The organism is Methylomonas methanica, assembly GCF_001644035.1.
Classification (GTDB): Bacteria; Pseudomonadota; Gammaproteobacteria; order Methylococcales; family Methylomonadaceae; genus Methylomonas; species Methylomonas methanica_A.
This window is the reverse complement of record NZ_LUUG01000055.1, coordinates 1-19,235: the sequence shown is the minus strand read 5'-3', so window position 1 is coordinate 19,235 and position 19,235 is coordinate 1. Positions and strand designations below refer to the sequence as shown.

Genomic DNA, 19,235 nt, shown 5'->3' with positions numbered 1-19,235 from the left:
TCACTTATGATCGCGAAACATGTTTCGATGAAGTCGATTAAGAAAAGCGACTTCGGCGCACTTGTCGGTTACATATCTGATGACCAGGATAAGAGCGAGCGTGTTGAGTACACCTCTGTGACTAACTGCCAGTCGGATGATTTAAGGTCGGCAATAATTGAAGTAACCACTGTCCAGGGGATGAACACCCGAGCTGAATCGGATAAGACCTATCACCTGATTCTGAGTTTTCGCGAAGGCGAACATCCCAGTAATGAAATCTTAAAAGAGATTGAAAGTAACATTTGCGAAGGGCTCGGGTATGGTGAGCATCAGCGCGTTAGTGCTGTTCATTGCGATACGGATAACCTCCACATGCATATTGCTATAAACAAAATTCATCCGACACGCTTAACTATTCATAACCCATATAACGACCATAAGGTTCTTGGTAAGTTGTGCGAGTCCCTAGAAATAAAGTACGGCCTTGGACGAGATAATCACCTATCGAACAAGGTGCCAAGTGAAAACCGTGCTGCTGATATGGAGCGGCATGCTGGTGTTGAAAGCTTGCTCAGTTGGATTAGGCGCGAATGTTTAGAGCAGCTCCATGTAGCGGCTTCTTGGGGTGAGTTTCACAAGGTCCTTCAGGAGCATGGCCTTACATTGCAGGAAAAAGGCAATGGCTTTGTCATTGCAGATCATGAAGGCTTGATGGTGAAGGCGAGTACCGTTGCGCGTGATTTATCTAAGGGAAAGCTTGAGGCTCGTCTTGGATTATTTGAGGCCTTGATAAATGGGTCTGGTACTGCTTCGCTATCTACCGGGCGGTCGAAGGCATATGAAGCTAAGCCGGTTGGCTCCAGGATTGATACAACGCTGTTGTTTGCCAGGTATAAGAATGAGCAGGCCAATCAAGGAGCGCTACGTGCTCAGCAATGGAAGTCGGCCAGAGAAGAGAGAGCTCGTAAGGTGGTTGCCGCCAAGCGAGCGGCTAAATTAAAGCGGGCTGTGATAAGGCTCTCTGCGAAATCTCGCATGGAGAAAAAGATCTTGTACGGTCTGGTTAGTAAATCTTTGTTGGCCGATTTGCAAACGGCTAACGAGCGCTACCACGTCGCGAGGCAATCAATATTTGAAACGCACAGGCCACAACAGTGGGCGGACTGGTTAAGGTGTAATGCGTCCATGGGTGATGTTGACGCGCTTGCAGCATTACGTGCCAGGGAAGTGGCCAAGGGGTTAAAGGGGAATACCGTCGGGGCGGCTGGGCGCGCGCGTTCAACGCATGGTGTGAATGCTGTACAGGATAGCATCACAAAGAAGGGCACCGTCATTTATCGTGTCGGGGCATCTGCTATTCGCGATGATGGTGACAAGCTTAAGGTATCGCGTGGTGCTTCCGTCGATGGATTGGAGGCGGCGTTACGGATGGCGATGGATAGATATGGGAGCACAATCACGGTTACTGGCAGCATTGAATTTAGAGCGCAAATCGTAAAAACGGCGGTGGATGCTGCTATTCCTTTGACTTTTGCTGATCCTCTCCTGGAGAGGCAGCGGCTGTCTTTATTAAATGAGACTACGGAGAACAGAAATGGGCACTCAACTGACCGAGGAAGAGGAGTTGGAAGCGGCGATAGCGGCATTGGATCAGGAGTCCGTAATTCCAGTGGAGGGCGATTCGATGAAGGAGGGCGACGGAATGGGATCTTCGGATTCATCAATAAGCCCAACGTTAGCGGCGTTGGGCGTCGACCGCCGCCCGAAAGTCGTAACCGTTTGCGAGACTTGTCCAGTCTCGCTATGGTTCGCTTCGCCAGTGGAATTGAAATGCTATTGTCGGGCAATGTATCTGGTGGTATGGAGCACCAAGGATCCGACACAAATAACGCATTGCGACGGCCAGTTTCTGGATCAGGATTGATCGTATTTGTGGAGGCCGATAAGTACATTGCTGAACGTGATGAAAAGCGGTTAAAGGGCGTTAATGTGCCGGTGCATAGGCGGTTCTGTGAGGGTGATGCGGGCATGCTGCCTTTTGCTGGCTTGCGGCATGTTGATGGCAGATTTCTTGCGCTTCTAAAGCGCGATGATGTTGTATGTGTCTTGCCGGTAGACGAGAAAACGGCCGCACAATTAAAGCGCTTATCTATAGGTGATGCTGTGTCTGTTGGTGAATCGGGTTCGATAAAACTCACAAAAGGTCGACGCAGATAGCCGCCTTTTTTTCGCGCTAGATGTCAGTCCGGTTTTTCCTGGCCGGTTTCGTATAAAAAAATTAATGTGATTGCCTTCATAACTCATTGTTGATAGTATATTTTATTAGATATATTGCTTATTTAAAACAGTTATTAGGTGGGGTGTCGTTTTTCACTTCGTGAGCCATAGCTTAGGGTGTTTTAGCCGCTAAAACGCGAGTTCTATTGTTTACTCATTCCTGCCGCCTGTTATCACTAAAGAGGCTTATCAAATGAAAGATAAATTTAACAATGCAGTCGGTCCACAAATTCGGGCGGGTCAGCCAAGGGTTGGCCTCGTCATACCCGCATTGGCTATCGCGTCGCTTGTTGCTGGGCTTCAATCTGCTACTCAGTTCTTTGCCGACGAATTTAACTATCAGTCTACGCTAGGTCCTCAGTACAACCATATTTATGCACCTTGGGCGGTTTTGCGCTGGTCTAGTGATTGGTATGGGTTATATCAAGAAAGCTTTATGAAGGCGGGCAGTGTTGGTATCTCTGTAACCGCTGTCGGATTGTTAGGGCTTATTGTTGCCAAAATGGTGATTGCTAATTCCTCTAAGGCTAATCCGTATTTACATGGCTCGGCCAGATGGGCCAACAAAGAGGATATTCAAGAGGCTGGCTTATTACCTCGTTCTGGTGGTTTGATTTCTAGGCTTCTCGGCAAAAAGACTTCGCCGGTGTCAGGCGTATATGTAGGTGCATGGATCGATAAAAATGGTGTTACCAGGTACTTGCGACATAACGGGCCTGAACATGTTCTCTGTTATGCGCCCACACGATCTGGTAAGGGGGTTGGTTTGGTTATTCCTACGTTGCTGTGTTGGGAACGTAGCGCAGTTGTTACCGACTTGAAAGGCGAATTATGGGCGCTGACTGCTGGTTGGCGGAAGAAGTATGCCAGAAATAGGGTATTACGTTTTGAGCCCGCTGCTTTGCAAGGTAGCGTATGTTGGAATCCATTGGATGAAATTCGAATTGCAACGGAGTACGAAGTCGGCGACGTGCAGAATTTAGCAACATTGATAGTCGATCCAGATGGTAAGGGTTTAGAAACGCATTGGCAGAAAACAGCTCAAGCGCTACTTGTCGGTGTGATTATGCATGTTCTATATAAGGCCAGGGATGAAGGTGGCGAGGCGTCTTTACCTATTGTGGATGCAATTATGTCTGATCCTAATAGGGATATTGCCGAGCTGTGGATAGAGATGACAACCTATGGGCATGTGTTCGGTAAAAATCATCCGGTGGTTGGCTCTGCCGCTCGGGATATGATGGATCGTCCCCCAGAAGAGGCCGGTTCCGTTCTCTCTACAGCTAAGTCGTATCTCGCTTTGTATCGCGATCCAGTTGTCCAGCGCAATGTGCGTAAGTCCGAGTTTCGCATCAAAGATCTGATGAATTTCGATGATCCTGTCAGTTTATACATTATCACTCAGCCTAATGATAAGGCTCGGCTAAGGCCATTAGTTAGGGTAATGGTGAACATGATTGTTAGGCTTTTGGCTGACAAGATGGAATTCGAAAACGGTCGTCCGAAGGCTCATTACAAACATCGAATGTTAATGATGCTGGATGAGTTCCCTAGTCTTGGAAGACTAGAGATTTTGCAGGAGTCATTGGCTTTTGTTGCTGGTTACGGCATTAAGTGCTATTTGATTTGCCAGGATATTAACCAATTAAAGAGTCGTGAAACGGGCTATGGCGCTGATGAGTCGATAACATCTAACTGCCATGTGCAAAATGCATATCCACCTAACAGGGTTGAGACTGCTGATCATCTTTCCAAGTTGACCGGTCAAACCACTGTCGCAAAGGAACAAATCACAACCAGTGGTCGGCGTACCAGTGCTTTATTGGCACAAGTCTCTAGGACCATTCAAGAAGTACAAAGACCTTTGTTGACTCCGGATGAATGCTTACGCATGCCTGGGCCAGTTAAGGGCGCTGATGGGTTGATTGAGAAGCCTGGCGACATGGTGATTTATGTAGCAGGATACCCTGCAATTTACGGTGTCCAGCCATTATATTTCAAGGACCCGGTGTTTCAGGCAAGGGCGTCTATTCCACCGCCCAAGGTATCCGACAAGTTACTTAAGACGCATGAAATATCGCGTGGCGCTGAGGCGATTAAGTTATGAAGCGGCTTACTTCATTGATTTCCCTTCTTGGTATTTCATATCTGGCTTTCTGTGGAATCGCCTACGCCGTTGGCGCGCGCTTTAACTCCACACGTAGTATTCCTGTTGGCATTTACTGGGAAACTCGCGACCCGGTCGAGAAAGGGGCTTATGTAATGTTTTGTCCCCCGCAATCGGAAGTGTTCGATTTAGCAAAGACTCGGGGCTATATCGGTGCTGGATATTGCCCTGGCGGATATGGCTACATGATGAAAAAAATTTTAGCGGCTAAAACGGATGTCGTTTCCATTGGTGATGATGGAGTACGGGTTAATGATGTTTTATTGCCATATAGCGCCCCTTCAGAGCTTGATGGGGCAGGTCGCCCAATGCCGAAATTCAGGACAACCCATGAATTAGGTGAATCAGAAGTTCTACTTATGACTGATATAAACAAGGGTTCGTTCGATGGTCGCTATTTTGGCTTAATCAATCGCTCTCAAATCACGGGCGTTATACGTCCTGTTTTAACTTGGTAAAAACGGAGGTTTTTATGCAGTTGTTTATTGCGGAAAAGCCCGATCTTGCTAAGGCCATTGTTGATGGTTTAGGCGGCGGATCGCGTAAAGATGGTTACTATGACTGCGGCGATAGTTATGTGACATGGTGCTACGGTCACATGCTGCAACTGCTGGACCCAGAGGACTACGATCCCAGATTCGGGAAATGGAATATGGATGATTTGCCTATTTACCATATCCCGTGGAAGAAAAAGCCATCGAATGATAAGAAAGACCAACTCAAGATCATCACCACCTTATTAAAGCAAGCCAAGAGCGTTGTACACGCGGGCGACCCTGACGATGAAGGCCAGCTATTGGTTGATGAAGTCTTGGAGTATGCGGCTTGTTCGCTGCCTGTTAAACGATTGCTCATCAATGACAACAATATCAGTGTCGTTAAGAGGTCGCTTGCAAGTATGCGCGACAATCGGGAGTTCGCTGGTTTGTCGGCGGCGGCGGAGGCACGAAGTATTGGTGATCAACTTTACGGTTACAACATGAGCCGTGCATATACGTTGGCCGCGAATAAGGCAGGTTTTCAAGGTGTGTTAAGTGTCGGTCGAGTACAGACTCCTATCCTTGGTCTAGTTGTTAGACGGGATAGGGAGTTCGAAGCTCATACCAAGAGCTATTACTACAATGTGACTGGACAATTTACTTTTGGCGATTTGTCGTTTCCGGCCAGGTATCAGATTGTTAATGAGGATCCTGTTGATGAGAAGAGCCGTCTATCCAATCAGGGCCATGCGCAGGGTATCGCTGATGCGGCAAAGGGCGCACAGGCAACCCTTGTTAGTGCGGCTACCAAAAAGAAAGATCAGCATCCGCCGCTTCCTTACAATTTGTTGAAGCTTCAGACAGATGCTTCGCGGAAGTTCGGGTTTCGTCCAGACCAGACGAAGGACATAACGCAATCGTTACGCGAAAAGCACAAACTGATTACATACAATCGGAGTGATTGTGAATATCTCAGTGAAGACCAACATGGCGATGCGCCGAATGTTCTGGACGCTATTGCGAAGACGGCACCGACGCTAACGCTTGTCGCGCAAAAGGCTGACCCGTCGATAAAAAGCCGTGCGTTCAATTCTTCAAAGGTAAGTGCCCACCACGGAATCATTCCAACTGAGGCCACAGCCGATTTTTCTAAACTGACTGATGGCGAGCAGAAAATCTACATGTTGATTGCCCGCGCTTATGTCGCACAGTTCTGGCCTAAACATCAATACGATCAAACCGATATTTTTGTTGAAGCCGCTACACATCGGTTTGCTGTTCGCTCGAACATTACTACCTTGGCTGGCTGGAAGTCGCTGTATCGAAACGATATAGGTAATGAGGATTTAGAGGGTGATGAAAACGACATCGCCCTTGATCTTCGAGTGTTAAAGGCGGGGCAGGCAGGTGATTGTACTGACGCCGTTGCGAGCCAGATGGAGACGAAGCCGCGACCACTGTACACAATGGCCACCCTTTTAACGGACCTTACTCGTGTTGCTCAATATGTGCGTGATGATCGTCTACGGGAGCTCCTGGTCGAAAAGGACAAGGGCAAAGAAGGCGAGCATGGAGGTATTGGTACACCGGCTACGCGAGACACCATTATTGCCACTTTATTTGATCGTGGCTATTTGGCGGAGAAGGGTAACAACATTATCAGCACTCCGACGGGGCGGGAGTTTTACGATACCTTGCCGGATAAAGCCAAATATCCCGATATGACCGCTCTATGGCACGAACAACAAAAGGCTATTCAGAGCGGCGACCTCAATGCGATTTCCTTTGTCAATGAGTTGATGGAGTACATCGGTGCAGAGGTGGCTAACGTTAAGCAGAATGGCATTGGGATCAAGGTTGCTTTCAATCCTTGTCCTGATTGCGGAAAGCCTTTGCGCCGCATTAAGAAAAAGGACAAAAACGAGTTCTTTTGGGGTTGTACTGGGTTCGCCGATGGGTGTCGGTTTGCAGCAGAAGACAAGTCTGGTAAGCCAGTCCCTAAACAAGCGCCTCTAGTGTCTGCCGTACATAAATGCATGTCATGTGGAAAAGGCTTGTCAAGGCGGCCAGGAAGAAAGAAGGGTGCGTTCTGGTGGGGATGTAGTGGGTTCCCCACATGCAAACAAACTTACCCAGACATTAAGGGACAACCGGATTTTAACAATAGCAAACAGGGTGGACGTGATGAATAGCAATGATGATGTAAATGACTTAAATGTGGATACGGAAGTAGATTCGGCGTTAGCGGTAGATACGGTAGATGTTGTGGCCGTGAAGTTACTTGATGCTATGGTGCCTGGTGCTGTAGTGGAATTCGATCCCGACGAGGCCGAACGGCTTGGTGCGTTCAATGAAGACGCCTTAGATGAGGCCGATGCATTGGAAAGCCGTATCGATTCAACAAGTCATGAATAGGTGTCTGATCAATGGCAAAGAAACCTATTTCTAATCAAGGACAACTCGATTTTTTCAATGTTTTTGAAGATTGGCTTGTTCCCGAGCCTACGTCGGCTGACAAACCAGAGGCGGCGATTAAGGAACGCCTGGAATCATCCCCTAATGATGCTCGACATTTACTCGCATTACGATTAGCACAACGTCTGAGTGAAGATGGTGGTGTTACATCCAAGGTATTAACCGAGGAAGCTAATCGTGCGTTTGGCGGAACCCAGGCGGGTGGCGACTATTTATCTAAGGATGCTTATGATGCCTTAGAAGCTGCTTTTAACATCCACTTGCTCGGGACCGAAGACCCGAATTGGAACGCATTGAATGCCGACGAAGCCAAGCTAAAGGTCGTTGACTTAACAAATAGGATTCAACGGGTGCCTACTCAGACGCGACGTGATGAAGAAATGGAGGAATTCCAGCAGTTCAGCACACCGCCCGCGCTCTCTTTTGTCGCTAATTGGGTTGCTAATGTCAAGAAAGATGATGTTATGGAGGAACCGTCGGCTGGTACAGGCGACTTGGCTATATGGTCAAAGATGGTAGGGGCCAAACTGATTCTGAATGAATTGTCCCCCCGTAGACAAGCTCTATTGGGAGCCTTGTTCCCAGAGGCAACAATCTTTAAAGAGAATGCCGAGCAGTTGGATAACGTTCTACCTACCGACTTTAAGCCGACAGTGGTTGTTATGAATCCGCCATTTAGCTCGACTGCTGGTCGTGTCCAAGGACAGAGAGATACAACTAATGGCGCAAGACATCTCGAACAGTCATTAAAGCGCCTAGAGCAAGGCGGGCGACTGGTGGCGATTGTTGGAAACGGAATGGCCGCGGATAAGCCTGCCTTTGCTTCATGGTGGAAAGATGTACAAGCCAAATACAATGTAAGGGCCAACATAGGCATTTCCGGGCGAGAATATGCCAAATACGGGACCACATTCGACAATCAAATTTTAGTAATCGACAAAAACGGGGCCACGACGCAGGCGATATTGACCGGCAAAGTAGATTCGGTGGCCGATTTACCAGCATTATTAGAGGGCATAAGAAATGACCGTCAACACATTCAATCAACACCCGATAAACAGGCAAGCCGCCCAAACACTCCGCCAGTGTCAGATACCATTCAATCCGGAAACGGAGTTAGCGGCATTAGCATTGGTGCGGACGGCGTTAGAGCGGAATCTGCTGGAAACGGGGCCGATTCCGGAACCACTCCTATTGATAGCGAAGTTAGAGGCTCAACCGAAGATAGCTATGTCCCTAATGACGGAATCGGAGCCGGGAGTGGAGTTCCAGATAGAGTTATCGGAAACGTTGGAGGAAGCAGCGGCGGAGATACTGGAGGAAATAGTAGCCTCACTACAAGCAACAGTACCGCAAGCGTTGCAGTAGAAGCTAAGGATGATCTGGCTACCGAATTTACTGATTCTGTCTTTGCTAACTACGCTCCACAACGTCTTACAGTACAAGGCGCTAAACCACATCCAGGCAAATTGGTGCAGTCGGCGGCAATGTCTGCTGTCCAACCACCTGCACCGTCATATGCCCCATTATTGCCAAAGGGATTGATCGAAGACGGATTGCTTTCGATTGCTCAAATTGAGGCCGTTGTTTATGCAGGGCAAGCGCACTCAGAAACTTTGCCGAATGGTTCAAGGAAAGGCTTTTTCATTGGTGATGGCACTGGTGTTGGTAAGGGACGCGAAATATCCGGCATCATTTTGGATAACATGTTGCAAGGTCGGAAAAAAGCCGTTTGGGTTTCTTTTAATGAAGGCTTGATAGAGGATGCTAAAAGGGATTTTGCTGGTGTGGGTGGCGACCCGTCAAAATTGTTTTTCCAGGGAAAGACCAAAGCTGGTAATGCAATCACTCAAGAAGAGGGCATTTTATTCACAACTTACTCGACGCTACGCGGCGGCGAGAAAAAGCAGGCAAATGATTTGGGACAAAAGGGCGGTAAGTCTCGCGCTCAACAGATCATAGATTGGTTAGGTAAGGATTTTGATGGTGTTATTGCATTTGATGAAGCCCATAGCATGGGCAATGCCATTGCGATTAAGGGAAAACGAGGCGTCAAGAAGCCATCACAACAAGCGATAGCCGGTATTAACTTACAACGCGAATTGCCTAATTCGCGTGTTACCTATGTGTCAGCCACCGGAGCTACCGAGATAAGCAATCTTAGTTACGCGGATCGTCTAGGTTTATGGGGCGAGGGCACGCCGTTTGCTGACACAACTGCCTTTATCAACGGGGTGTCGAAAGGCGGCATTGCATCAATGGAATTGATCAGCCGAGACATGAAGGCGATGGGCATGTATTTGGCCAGGTCGCTGTCCTACGATGGTGTCTCGTATGAGCGCTTGGAACATCCACTATCTGATTTACAGGAAGATATTTACAACGAGCTCGCCGGCGCTTGGCAAGTCGTTTTAAATAATGTTGAGCAAGCTCTTGAACTCACTCAAGCCGGTAAGAGTGGTCCGGGTAAAAGTGCGGCTATGTCTCAGTTCTGGGGCGCCCATCAACGATTTTTCAATCAAATTGTCACAGCCATGCAGACGCCGGCAGTGATAGACCATATTCGCGATCAACTGGACGCTGGTCACGCGGCTGTGATTCAGTTGGTAAATACAAACGAAGCAGCACAGGAGCGGATTATTGCCGACGCTACGGCGAATGATGCCCTTTTGGAGGAATTGGATTTTACGCCTCGGCAAATGCTAATGGATTATGTCAGAAACGGATTCCCGGTAGCTGCTTATGAGCAAACACAAGACGCTAACGGCAACACCACCTACGTTCCAGTACGTGACTCGGAAGGGAATCAAGTATTTGATCGAGAGGCAATTGCTTTGCGCGATTCGCTGCTGGACACGTTGCATCAAATCCGTGTTCCTGAAAATCCATTGGACTCAATCATCAATGCTTTTGGTTCTGATCGGGTCGCAGAGGTTACTGGCCGTGGACGTCGGTTTGTTCAAACGCGCGACGATGAAGGCAATCTGAAAGTCGTCGAAGAGAAGCGAGGCAAACATTCTTCTAGGGCTGATGCGGAGGCCTTTCAGGCTGACAAAAAGGACATTCTCATATTCTCGGGCGCTGGCGGGACTGGCTATAGCTTTCATGCCGATAATACAGCGGAGAATCAACGTAAGCGAATTCATTACATCTTGCAACCTGGTTGGCGGGCTGATGCCGCTGTGCAAGGGTTTGGGCGAACTCACCGAACCAATCAAGCTCAGGAGCCGCATTATGTATTGCCTACCACCAATTTAAAGGCACAAAAGCGATTTGTGTCGTCAATTGCTCGTCGACTAGATCAACTCGGAGCGCTTACTCGAGGACAGAGAGAAGCGACTAGCCAAGGTATGTTTACCGTTTCCGACAATCTTGAAAGCCAATATGCATCGACCGCGCTGAATAACTTTTTTCGTGATCTGTATCGTGGGACCACAAGCCTTAAGTTCCACGAAGTTACCAAGCAGATGGGGCTTAATCTGCTTGATGAAAATGCTTCATTGAATGAGAGCAATCTGCCGGCTATACCGCAGTTTTTAAACCGCCTGCTGTCACTGAAAACTGACATGCAGAATCAAGTTTTTGGTGAATTCGAGCAACGTCTTATTGAAGCCGTTGATTATGCAAAGCAACGTGGTTTGTACGATGTTGGTCTACAGACAATGACCGCTTTGAGTATCCAAAAAACGCGGGATGATGTTGCTTATGAGGATAAGAAAACCGGTGCCCAGACTCGTTATGTTGAGTTGGCCGTCACCAATGAAGTCCACTATTACAAGTGGGATGAGGTTAAAAAGTTCGTCAAGGAAAACCCTAAAGAAGGTGATCTAAGCGGGTGGTTTGTCTCTGAATTCGGAAAGAGCAAAGGCGATGTGTTTTATCTCGGAGACATTGGGGAGCGGTTAGATTCCGATGGTAAATCTGTCCGTCGCGGTATTGTTCATACAATCAAAAAACATGACTATCGATATATCGACAACGCCGACGTTATCAGTCGCGGGTATGACTATCGAACAGTTAGTGCAAATGGTGTTGGCTCTTATCAGAGGGTTACTTTGACTCGGGCGATAGACGAAACCGAAGCAAAAAAACTTTGGAACGAGCAAATCGCCAATGCCCCGAAAACTGAAACAAAAACCGAACGCATGCTTGTCGGTGTCATTTTGCCAATCTGGGATCGTGTCGAAGGTGCCGAAACCATTCAACGATTACAAACAGACGACGGTGAACAATTACTTGGCCGAATGTTGGGGCCTAAGTCCGCCAAACAAACACTGAAAAATCTAGGCCTTGATTCCGGTCTTGCTGGAATGTCGGTGGGCGATTTGTTCGAATCAATCAAAAAGGGTAACAAAGCAATTCTATCGAATGGTTGGGAGATTTCTACTGCGAAGGTGAATTTTGAAGACCGTATAGAGATTAAGGGTCGTAGTTATTTTACTGACGCAGAGAAACGATTGCTAAAAGATCAAGGCGCTTTTGTGGAGCGCATCAATTGGTCTGATAGAGTTTTTATACCTACTGGCGAAGGTGGGGTAGGGGTTTTTGAACGCATCACTGCTTCAAAACCTGTTGTCGATCTAATTGAGAAGAATCGCGGTAAGGACTCCGCAAATAGTGAAAGTGACGATTTGGATATGCATGTCCACGATTCATCATTACCGGTTGGTGACTCGACAGACGTTATTGAGACTTCAGCCGATTCTGGCGATTCAACATTTTCCCCTTGCACGCAACCACCGGATCAAGAGGGTATTTTTCTATTAGCGAATAGGCAATACGCGAAGTTTCAACACGGCCTTTGGTATCTCTCATACCCAACTCCAAAGGAAGCGGCTCAATCCGAATGGAATATTCCTGGAAATATGATTCCGTCTGATAGGTACCCTGATCAATCATGGGTGCTTTACTCTCATGGAAGAAAGGATGCGTTTTTTGGCGAGATTGTTACGCCAGGGGCCAAGGTGAAGATCGACGAGATTACCAACCCCACCACAACCAATGTAGTCGGCATTGCCGTCGCTCCAACAAATGGCGTTATTCGTCAGGAGGGTGTTTCAATGGAAAAAGCTAAGAAACCTTTTCACGAAGTTGTTGCCGAGAAATTAATTGCACAACTAGAACAAGGTACGGCCCCGTGGCAACGGCCTTGGAACCCGGACGAGGCAGGTGGATTTCTGCCATATAACCCTCTTACCGGAAAGCGATATAAAGGTATCAATACTCTCAATTTGTTGTCGGAGGATAGAAACGATAATCGGTGGATGACCTATAAACAAGCTGGGGAACTTGGTGGTCAAGTCCGAGAAGGCGAGAAGAGTACTGGTGTTCAATATTGGAAATTTACCGATGAGCAAATAAAGCGGGATGATAACGGCAATCCGGTTTTAGACGGAGAAGGCAAACCGGTCAAGGTGGTCGTAAAGTTAGAACGTCCACGGGTTTTCTTTGCAAGTGTGTTTAATGCTGAACAGATCGATGGTTTGCCGCCGCTAGAAAAGAAAGAGGTAACTTGGAATCCCATTGAACGAGCTGAAAATATATTGGCGGCTTCGAGAGCCGATATACATCATAACGGTGGTAGCCGTGCGTTTTATAGACCGTCTACTGATAGCATACATTTGCCGGAAAAAGGTCAATTTCCAACCGCAGAGAATTACTATGCGACCGCGTTGCATGAGTTGGGGCACTGGACTGGACACGAAGACCGGCTGAATCGGGACATTGCACATCCATTCGGAAGTGAGGCTTACGCCAAAGAAGAATTAAGGGCGGAAATTGCCAGTATGATCTTGGGTGAAGAGCTTGGTATTGGTCATGATCCTGGTCAACATGCGGCTTATGTTGGCTCGTGGATTAAGGCTTTGCGGGATGATCCAATGGAGATTTTCCGGGCGGCGTCCGATGCGGAAAAAATTCAGGCATTTGTTCTCGGGCTCGAACAAGCTTTAGTTCAAGAGCAGGGCCAAGCGCTAACTGCCGATCAGCGACAACCTCATGAACTGACATTGTCTGAGTTTGCTTCTCAGGTAGTTGTCGAGCAGTTGGAAAATCATGGTCGAAAATGGAATGTTTCGTTAGGAGCCTATTCGGCTTTTTCCGACGCGGAAAGTTCTGCTGATACTGTTGCCGATGTTCATCGTGCCGCCGTAAAAAATGCACTTTATCTAAATTCATCTGAAAACACGCAAGGCTCTATTTCGGCCACTATGCCACCGTTGCCGGTATTGATTGAGTATCCCGATCTTGTAAGGGATTACGGATTTCAAAGTAAGTTGGTCGAGTTTAAGGATGTAACACGCGGAGCATATTCGGGACAGGTCGACCAAACGTTAATCGCGGAGGTTGGTGGGTTTCAAGTAGGGAAACTGGATTACTCAATCTATAACGGAATACCCGCAATCCAGATGGTCGAAGTGGAAAATGATCATCGCCGGCTGGGGTACGCTACAGTGCTTGTAAAACAGTTGCAGCGCCAATTTCCTAATACAGAAATTGAATGGGGCGAATTAACTGAGGATGGTGAAAAATTTCGAGGTAGCTTGCGAATTACCGAAAAGCCTAGCGAACATGCACCAGAATTTGAGCGGCTAAATATAGCAATTGCAGAGCGTGACCGATTGCTTTCCGAGGCAAATTACTTCAATGCTCTCAAGAATTCGACGCCAGAGCAGATTGAAACGTATTCGAATCTAACCGAGCCACTTAACAATTTGCATGACTTGATTTATGACTTGGAAAACGAATTATCCAATCAGACCGAAACTGTTAGGTTAATTGATACCGAAAATGTAACTACATTCAACAAATCTATCGGCGCTGACAACTCGACGACGATTACTGTAGCCGAGCTGACTGCGGTCGAATATCAGGCGCTAGTGGATGCTGATGAGGTATATCAGCGTGAGCTGGTTCGTGTCTATGGGGAAGACAAAGCGGGCGATGCCCGCTATTTACAAAAGCACGAAGATCCGGTCTTACAAGAGGCTGCTTATGCTTTCCATGCCGCTTCTGATGTTTGGCATAGCGCTGTTGCCGATGCCAGAAAGACGTTGGCCGGTGACAATACAATTCCACATGTTATGGATGAACGCACTGGCGATGCGAAGTTATCTTCTGGCTTGGCGGCTGATATTTCGACCGTCTTGCAGCGGTCGGAAGAATGGACGTTCGATCATTTTCAAGACTACGAAGGGGATAGCCTGGATGCCGCTTTGCGTAAGGAAGGGTTACATACCCTTAAGGATGTTACAGGCGATCTACCTGGGCAGTTTTTTGACAATGCTATTCGTCGTCTCTCGCCTGTTTTTGGTATAGAGCCCGATGATTTTAGCGTTACCAATGCTTACTTAGAACGCAAGGGGTTGGCTCAGGCGTTCCAGACAATGGCCGCTAGGTTAGTCCAGGAACAAACACAACAAGTTTCTTCGTCTGCGATCACCTTATCCAAAGAAGGTGTTGAGTTGGATAGGCGCAATGTGCTCGATCTGTTCCCAGAGCTCAATGGTCCAGATGGCAAACCGAATGGATTTGGCATATCGAAAATTATTTTAATGCCAGACGGTAAGGTTGTTATCGATAGTGACAGCAAGAAAGCAATCGTGGCCGATACATCAGCGCAGTCCGAAACCGGGGTCACACATCAGGATATTGCTGACTATTACGAACGTGGATTTATTAAAACGGTGGTATTACCGGAATCTACTAAAACTGAAACAGCTCAATTTGAAGGGGGCGTTATGCGCGATCCTGATGTTAATTCAACTGAACGTCTTTTAGAGGATTCGGTGCGGAATATTGAGTACGCGCAAGAGGTCATTCCTGAATGGCGTGGTAGTTACGTTCAAGAGCAGGGCAATGGAAATGTTCGCCTTGCTCTTGATTTAATTGAAAGGGGTGAAATCGATAAAGCGATTGATGCACTATGGTTAAACGTCGACCTAGAACACCGGTATGGTGGTGAAAACAGCGATGAGTTTCGTGACGTCATAAAAGTAGTGGAAGAAGACTGGCGGAAATGGCAAGCCGACAATGGAGTTGGCCCGGCTATCACACCGGCTATGAAACGGGAATTTGATGACTTGCCGCGCGATCTGAGTCAGTTATCGGGTGCGACGTTCGAAGAGTATCAAAAGGCGGCGGAGGCTGCCAGATTAGATGAGCAAGCCGTAATGAATGACCCGGATAGCTCTGATGAAGACATATCTGCCGCTCGGGAGAAGAGGAAATCCGCCGATCTGTTGGCTACGGTAAACAATTCAGACTTTCAAAATAAAGTTTCTGAATTTGAACAGAAACAAGCGGCTGCCAATTTGTCCGGCCTCGGTGGTGATAGTGTGCGGCCAGACCAACAAAACACAGGAAATGATAAGACCTTTATTGCAGTGCCTTTCCGCGAGAAAGAGGAAGCTAAAGCATTGGGTGCCAAATGGGATAGGCAACATACATCCTGGTTCATTCCTGTTGGTGTTGATCAATCGGCGTTTTCTAAATGGTTGCCGTCGGAGTCCGGAGAAGTAAAAGTAACGTCAGTCGCTAATTCTCAGGTGGGTAAACCAACCACCTCCGATAAGTTATACCTCGCTGTTCCCTATTCGGAGAGAAAGGCCGCGAAAGAAGCCGGCGCTAAGTGGGATGCCGGCGCTAAATCTTGGTATGTCGGCCAAAATGCCAATATGGACAAGTTGCAACGTTGGTTGCCTGATAGCACTAAACCGCAGCAAGAACCGGCAATGACGCCGCGCGAAGAGTTTTCATCGTTACTTAAGGATATGGGGTTTGTGCTTTCGGGAAACCATCCAGTTATGGATGGACAGCGTCATAGGCTTGAAACAGTTGGTGATAAGGCTGGCGAGAAAGCTGGATTTTATGTTGCTCACCTGGATGGTCATCCTGCCGGTTTTGCTCAAAATAATCGTACCGGCGAAGCCCAGAAATGGAAGTCAAAGGGCTATTCGCTTAGCGATGGAGAAAAGGCGGAATTGCAAGCTCAAAGCGCTTCTAAGTTGCAAGCAAGAGAAAACGAGATAAAAGCTAAACAGGATGCCGTCGCGGCGTCTATAAGACAGCTACTTGCTATCGCTCCGCCTGCATCTGCCGATCATCAATATTTGCAATCGAAGGAAGCCCGGCCAGGTGATCTTCGAATGGTGCCGACCGATTCAACAATGTTGCCTCCCGATTCGGCAGTAATGATTGGTAAAACATGGAAGGAGTCGAAGGAGCTGCGGGACTCGCACCCGGATAAACTGGTGTTCACCGCTGGTGATTTGCTCTTGTCGGCGCAAGATGTCAGTGGCGTAATTCGATCAGTACAATCTATCCAGGAAAACGGCGTGAAGCGCTTTGCTGCTGGTGGTGCTAAGCAAGACATGTTTCATGTTGTCGGCGGCAATGGCGTGGAAGCGTTGGCGAGAGCTCCGGCCATAGTGATAGGTGAGGGGTATGCTACGGCTGATACGTTATCCCAGTCCCTGAGCTATCCAACAATCGCGGCCTTCGATTCAGGCAATTTGCCACACGTTGCGAAGTTATTGCGCAACCGGTTTCCGGACAAACCTATCATCATTGCCGGGGATAATGATTTACATCAGGAACTGACCGAGGGCCGCAATCCTGGTAAGGAAAAGGCAGCGGCGGCTGCAAAAGCGGTCGGAGGTGTAGCTTTGTTTCCGATTTTCGCCCCTGGTGAGCAGGCTTACCCAGCCGATCTTGATCCAGTTACGCCGGCACTGGCAAAAAATGGGGGGTTATCGGATGCCCAGAAAGAGGCTATCTCGAATATGAAGTCCTTCACGGATTTCAACGATCTTGCGACAAAAAGTGAATTAGGTTGGGAAGGAGTTGAACGCCAGGTAACTAATGTCGTGAATAAAATCGTATCCAATCATCATGAACGAATTGAAGCCAGACAGCAGCAAGATAATGTTCAGCGCCTAGAGCTGCAACAACGGCAGAAACTAGCGTCGCGCAACGCGGTTGCAATTATTTAGGTTGTAGCTTACAGCCATCAGCCAGTGAAAACCGCTGGCGAGAAGAAATCCAGTTAGATGATGGACGTTGATTTTTTTAGCCGCTAAAATTTTCAATTGTTTTTCTGCGTTTTTTATTATGGTGTTGCCCGATAACATTGGCCAGGAACCGAATGAATTGACAGCGGCGGAAACATGTCGGTACTGCTTGCCGTGGAGGTATATGTTATGGGCAAACCTGAACCAATTGCCGATTTAAGCGACGATGAGCGCAAACTGCTGATTGAAGGATTGACAGCGTTGCGTCGGGAGCGTGATCAGGCGTGGAATCTGGCCTGTGATGCTGCCGATGCGAATGGAAGGCGTCGACCTTCCTTGCGTCAGTTCGGTATCGATGATATTAAACGGCTTGCTCGGCGAATTGGCGGTAGAAATGCCCATACCCACTGGCTTGAATAGTACCGGTAAGTCGTTTTCTATACGGTTCGTCATACCCATCAAAAAATAAGTCAATCGAACGTTGTTTTTTAGAACCAGTGTTCTGCACTGAGAAGAACGACATTTCTGGGGTTCTGGCTTAGAATCGCCACTATCATCACAAGCCGCGAAAAGATGAGGCGATTTTGCAAAATATAGCTGGGAATGACGTATCCATTTTTTTATTCCGCTTTGAAATACGCGGTCATGCCATCGACTTTGTGTTGAATGAGGCGATTGCCGAAGATATGTACCCCGATATCGATGAGAAAATGAAACCGCTCGTCCATGCCTGTTGCGAAACACTTTTGCGATACAGACACCTCAGTGTGAGTAATACCATTATGGATGGCAATTTTCTGGTTACCGGAGAATTTGAGGTCATGCTGAGTAAGGGGCTAGGGCAACACTTTGCGCATGACGAAAAGCAGAGGTTATTCCAGGATGCCAAAAATATCGCCGATCTTCTGGGGGAGGTTATGGACAGGGGAACCCAAGCAGAGAAAAACGGAATACAACGGAACCTACCCCCAATAGAGCATACGCCAAATCCCAAGAAGATAAAAAAAGGGCTTGAGCAGCTGGGAAAAACCAAACACCAACAGGCAAAAAGGCAATGGCTTGCAGAGGGAGTACCAATACGGCCAGGGTTAAGGCAGTTGCGTCCTGAGGATTTACCGCCTCATGTCACCGCTTCCAGTGGCTATGACCATAGAGGGCTTTGCTATGTCTTCGATCATAAAACACTGGGGGAGCTGGGGCGGATTGTCATGATCAAGGCCGGTGAGCAAGAAATGTTGATGCAGGCCGATTTATACGTAGGGCAAGAAACCCCGGAATCCGCTATTGTAAAAAAGAAAAAGGCAATATTTGAGGAAGTAGTTGCAACTGTCAACGCATGCTTTATATAAATAAGGCATAACCGAATTCAATGCGCGTCCGAATACATTGCTTACGTGAACGTGGCAGGCCACTCCCAAAACATCAGTTCGCATTTAAGCCTGCGCCGGCAGGATGGCTCACTGTGCACGAAGAACGCGACAACGTATTAAACCGATACACCAGAGTCGCCAGGTTCCGGGCGATGGAAAATAGCAACGAGCTATTACCGGCCTTGCGAGACGCTCAGTTGGTTGAATTGACGCGTGAACGCTTAATCCTATCGGGAATAGAACGACAGGAAGACGTGGTTATCAATAAGATAGAGGACTTTGCCCAAACTTGGGTATGCTGGCTTGGCGAACAGCAATAGTTGACCCGAGCTCTGTGGCCATGTCGGCATTAGACGGCACTTGCATATTCCAACCCCAAGCCACCTATTCCGACACGATTGTGCCGGTAGTGAATGACGGCTTTTGGACGTGGCGAATTGTCGCAATCGACCCCTATGTATAGTGCCCAACTATG

Annotated in this window: 9 protein-coding genes; all 9 read left to right on the top strand. The window is 47.8% G+C overall.

What is annotated here, in order from left to right:
- Positions 1–6: 6 nt before the first annotated feature.
- The 9 genes from traI to A1332_RS07285 all read left to right on the top strand — a co-directional run bounded on the left by traI (position 7) and on the right by A1332_RS07285 (position 19,080).
- On the top strand, positions 7–2,199 hold the full coding sequence (gene traI, locus A1332_RS07325; protein ID WP_064007889.1) for a TraI/MobA(P) family conjugative relaxase: 2,193 nt from the start codon (positions 7–9) through the stop codon (positions 2,197–2,199).
- Between the two features lie 253 nt (positions 2,200–2,452).
- Positions 2,453–4,366, top strand: coding sequence for a type IV secretory system conjugative DNA transfer family protein (locus A1332_RS07320; protein ID WP_020485824.1), 1,914 nt, complete (start codon positions 2,453–2,455; stop codon positions 4,364–4,366).
- Entirely contained in the window at positions 4,363–4,884 is a 522-nt protein-coding gene (traF, locus tag A1332_RS07315) for a conjugative transfer signal peptidase TraF (RefSeq protein WP_020485825.1), read from the top strand. The genes A1332_RS07320 and traF overlap by 4 nt, the downstream gene beginning before the upstream one ends.
- Positions 4,885–4,898: 14 nt before the next feature.
- Complete coding sequence (locus A1332_RS07310; RefSeq protein ID WP_020485826.1) at positions 4,899–7,097, top strand: DNA topoisomerase 3; 2,199 nt, start codon at positions 4,899–4,901, stop codon at positions 7,095–7,097.
- Positions 7,090–7,320, top strand: coding sequence for a hypothetical protein (locus tag A1332_RS26495; protein ID WP_020485827.1), 231 nt, complete (start codon positions 7,090–7,092; stop codon positions 7,318–7,320). Before A1332_RS07310 ends, A1332_RS26495 begins: the two co-directional genes overlap by 8 nt.
- Positions 7,321–7,331: 11 nt before the next feature.
- Positions 7,332–17,372, top strand: a complete 10,041-nt coding sequence (locus A1332_RS07300; protein WP_064007888.1) for a strawberry notch-like NTP hydrolase domain-containing protein — start codon at positions 7,332–7,334, stop codon at positions 17,370–17,372.
- Between the two features lie 174 nt (positions 17,373–17,546).
- On the top strand, positions 17,547–17,810 hold the full coding sequence (locus A1332_RS24685) for a hypothetical protein (RefSeq protein ID WP_197491415.1): 264 nt from the start codon (positions 17,547–17,549) through the stop codon (positions 17,808–17,810).
- A gap of 164 nt (positions 17,811–17,974) precedes the next feature.
- Positions 17,975–18,739 carry a hypothetical protein gene (locus A1332_RS25610; RefSeq protein WP_020485831.1) on the top strand — a complete coding sequence of 255 codons (765 nt, stop codon included), beginning with the start codon at positions 17,975–17,977 and terminating at the stop codon, positions 18,737–18,739.
- 113 nt (positions 18,740–18,852) lie between these two features.
- A complete protein-coding gene (locus A1332_RS07285) occupies positions 18,853–19,080 on the top strand; it encodes a hypothetical protein (RefSeq protein ID WP_157203966.1) in 228 nt (75 codons plus the stop codon).
- The last annotated feature ends 155 nt before the right edge of the window (positions 19,081–19,235 follow it).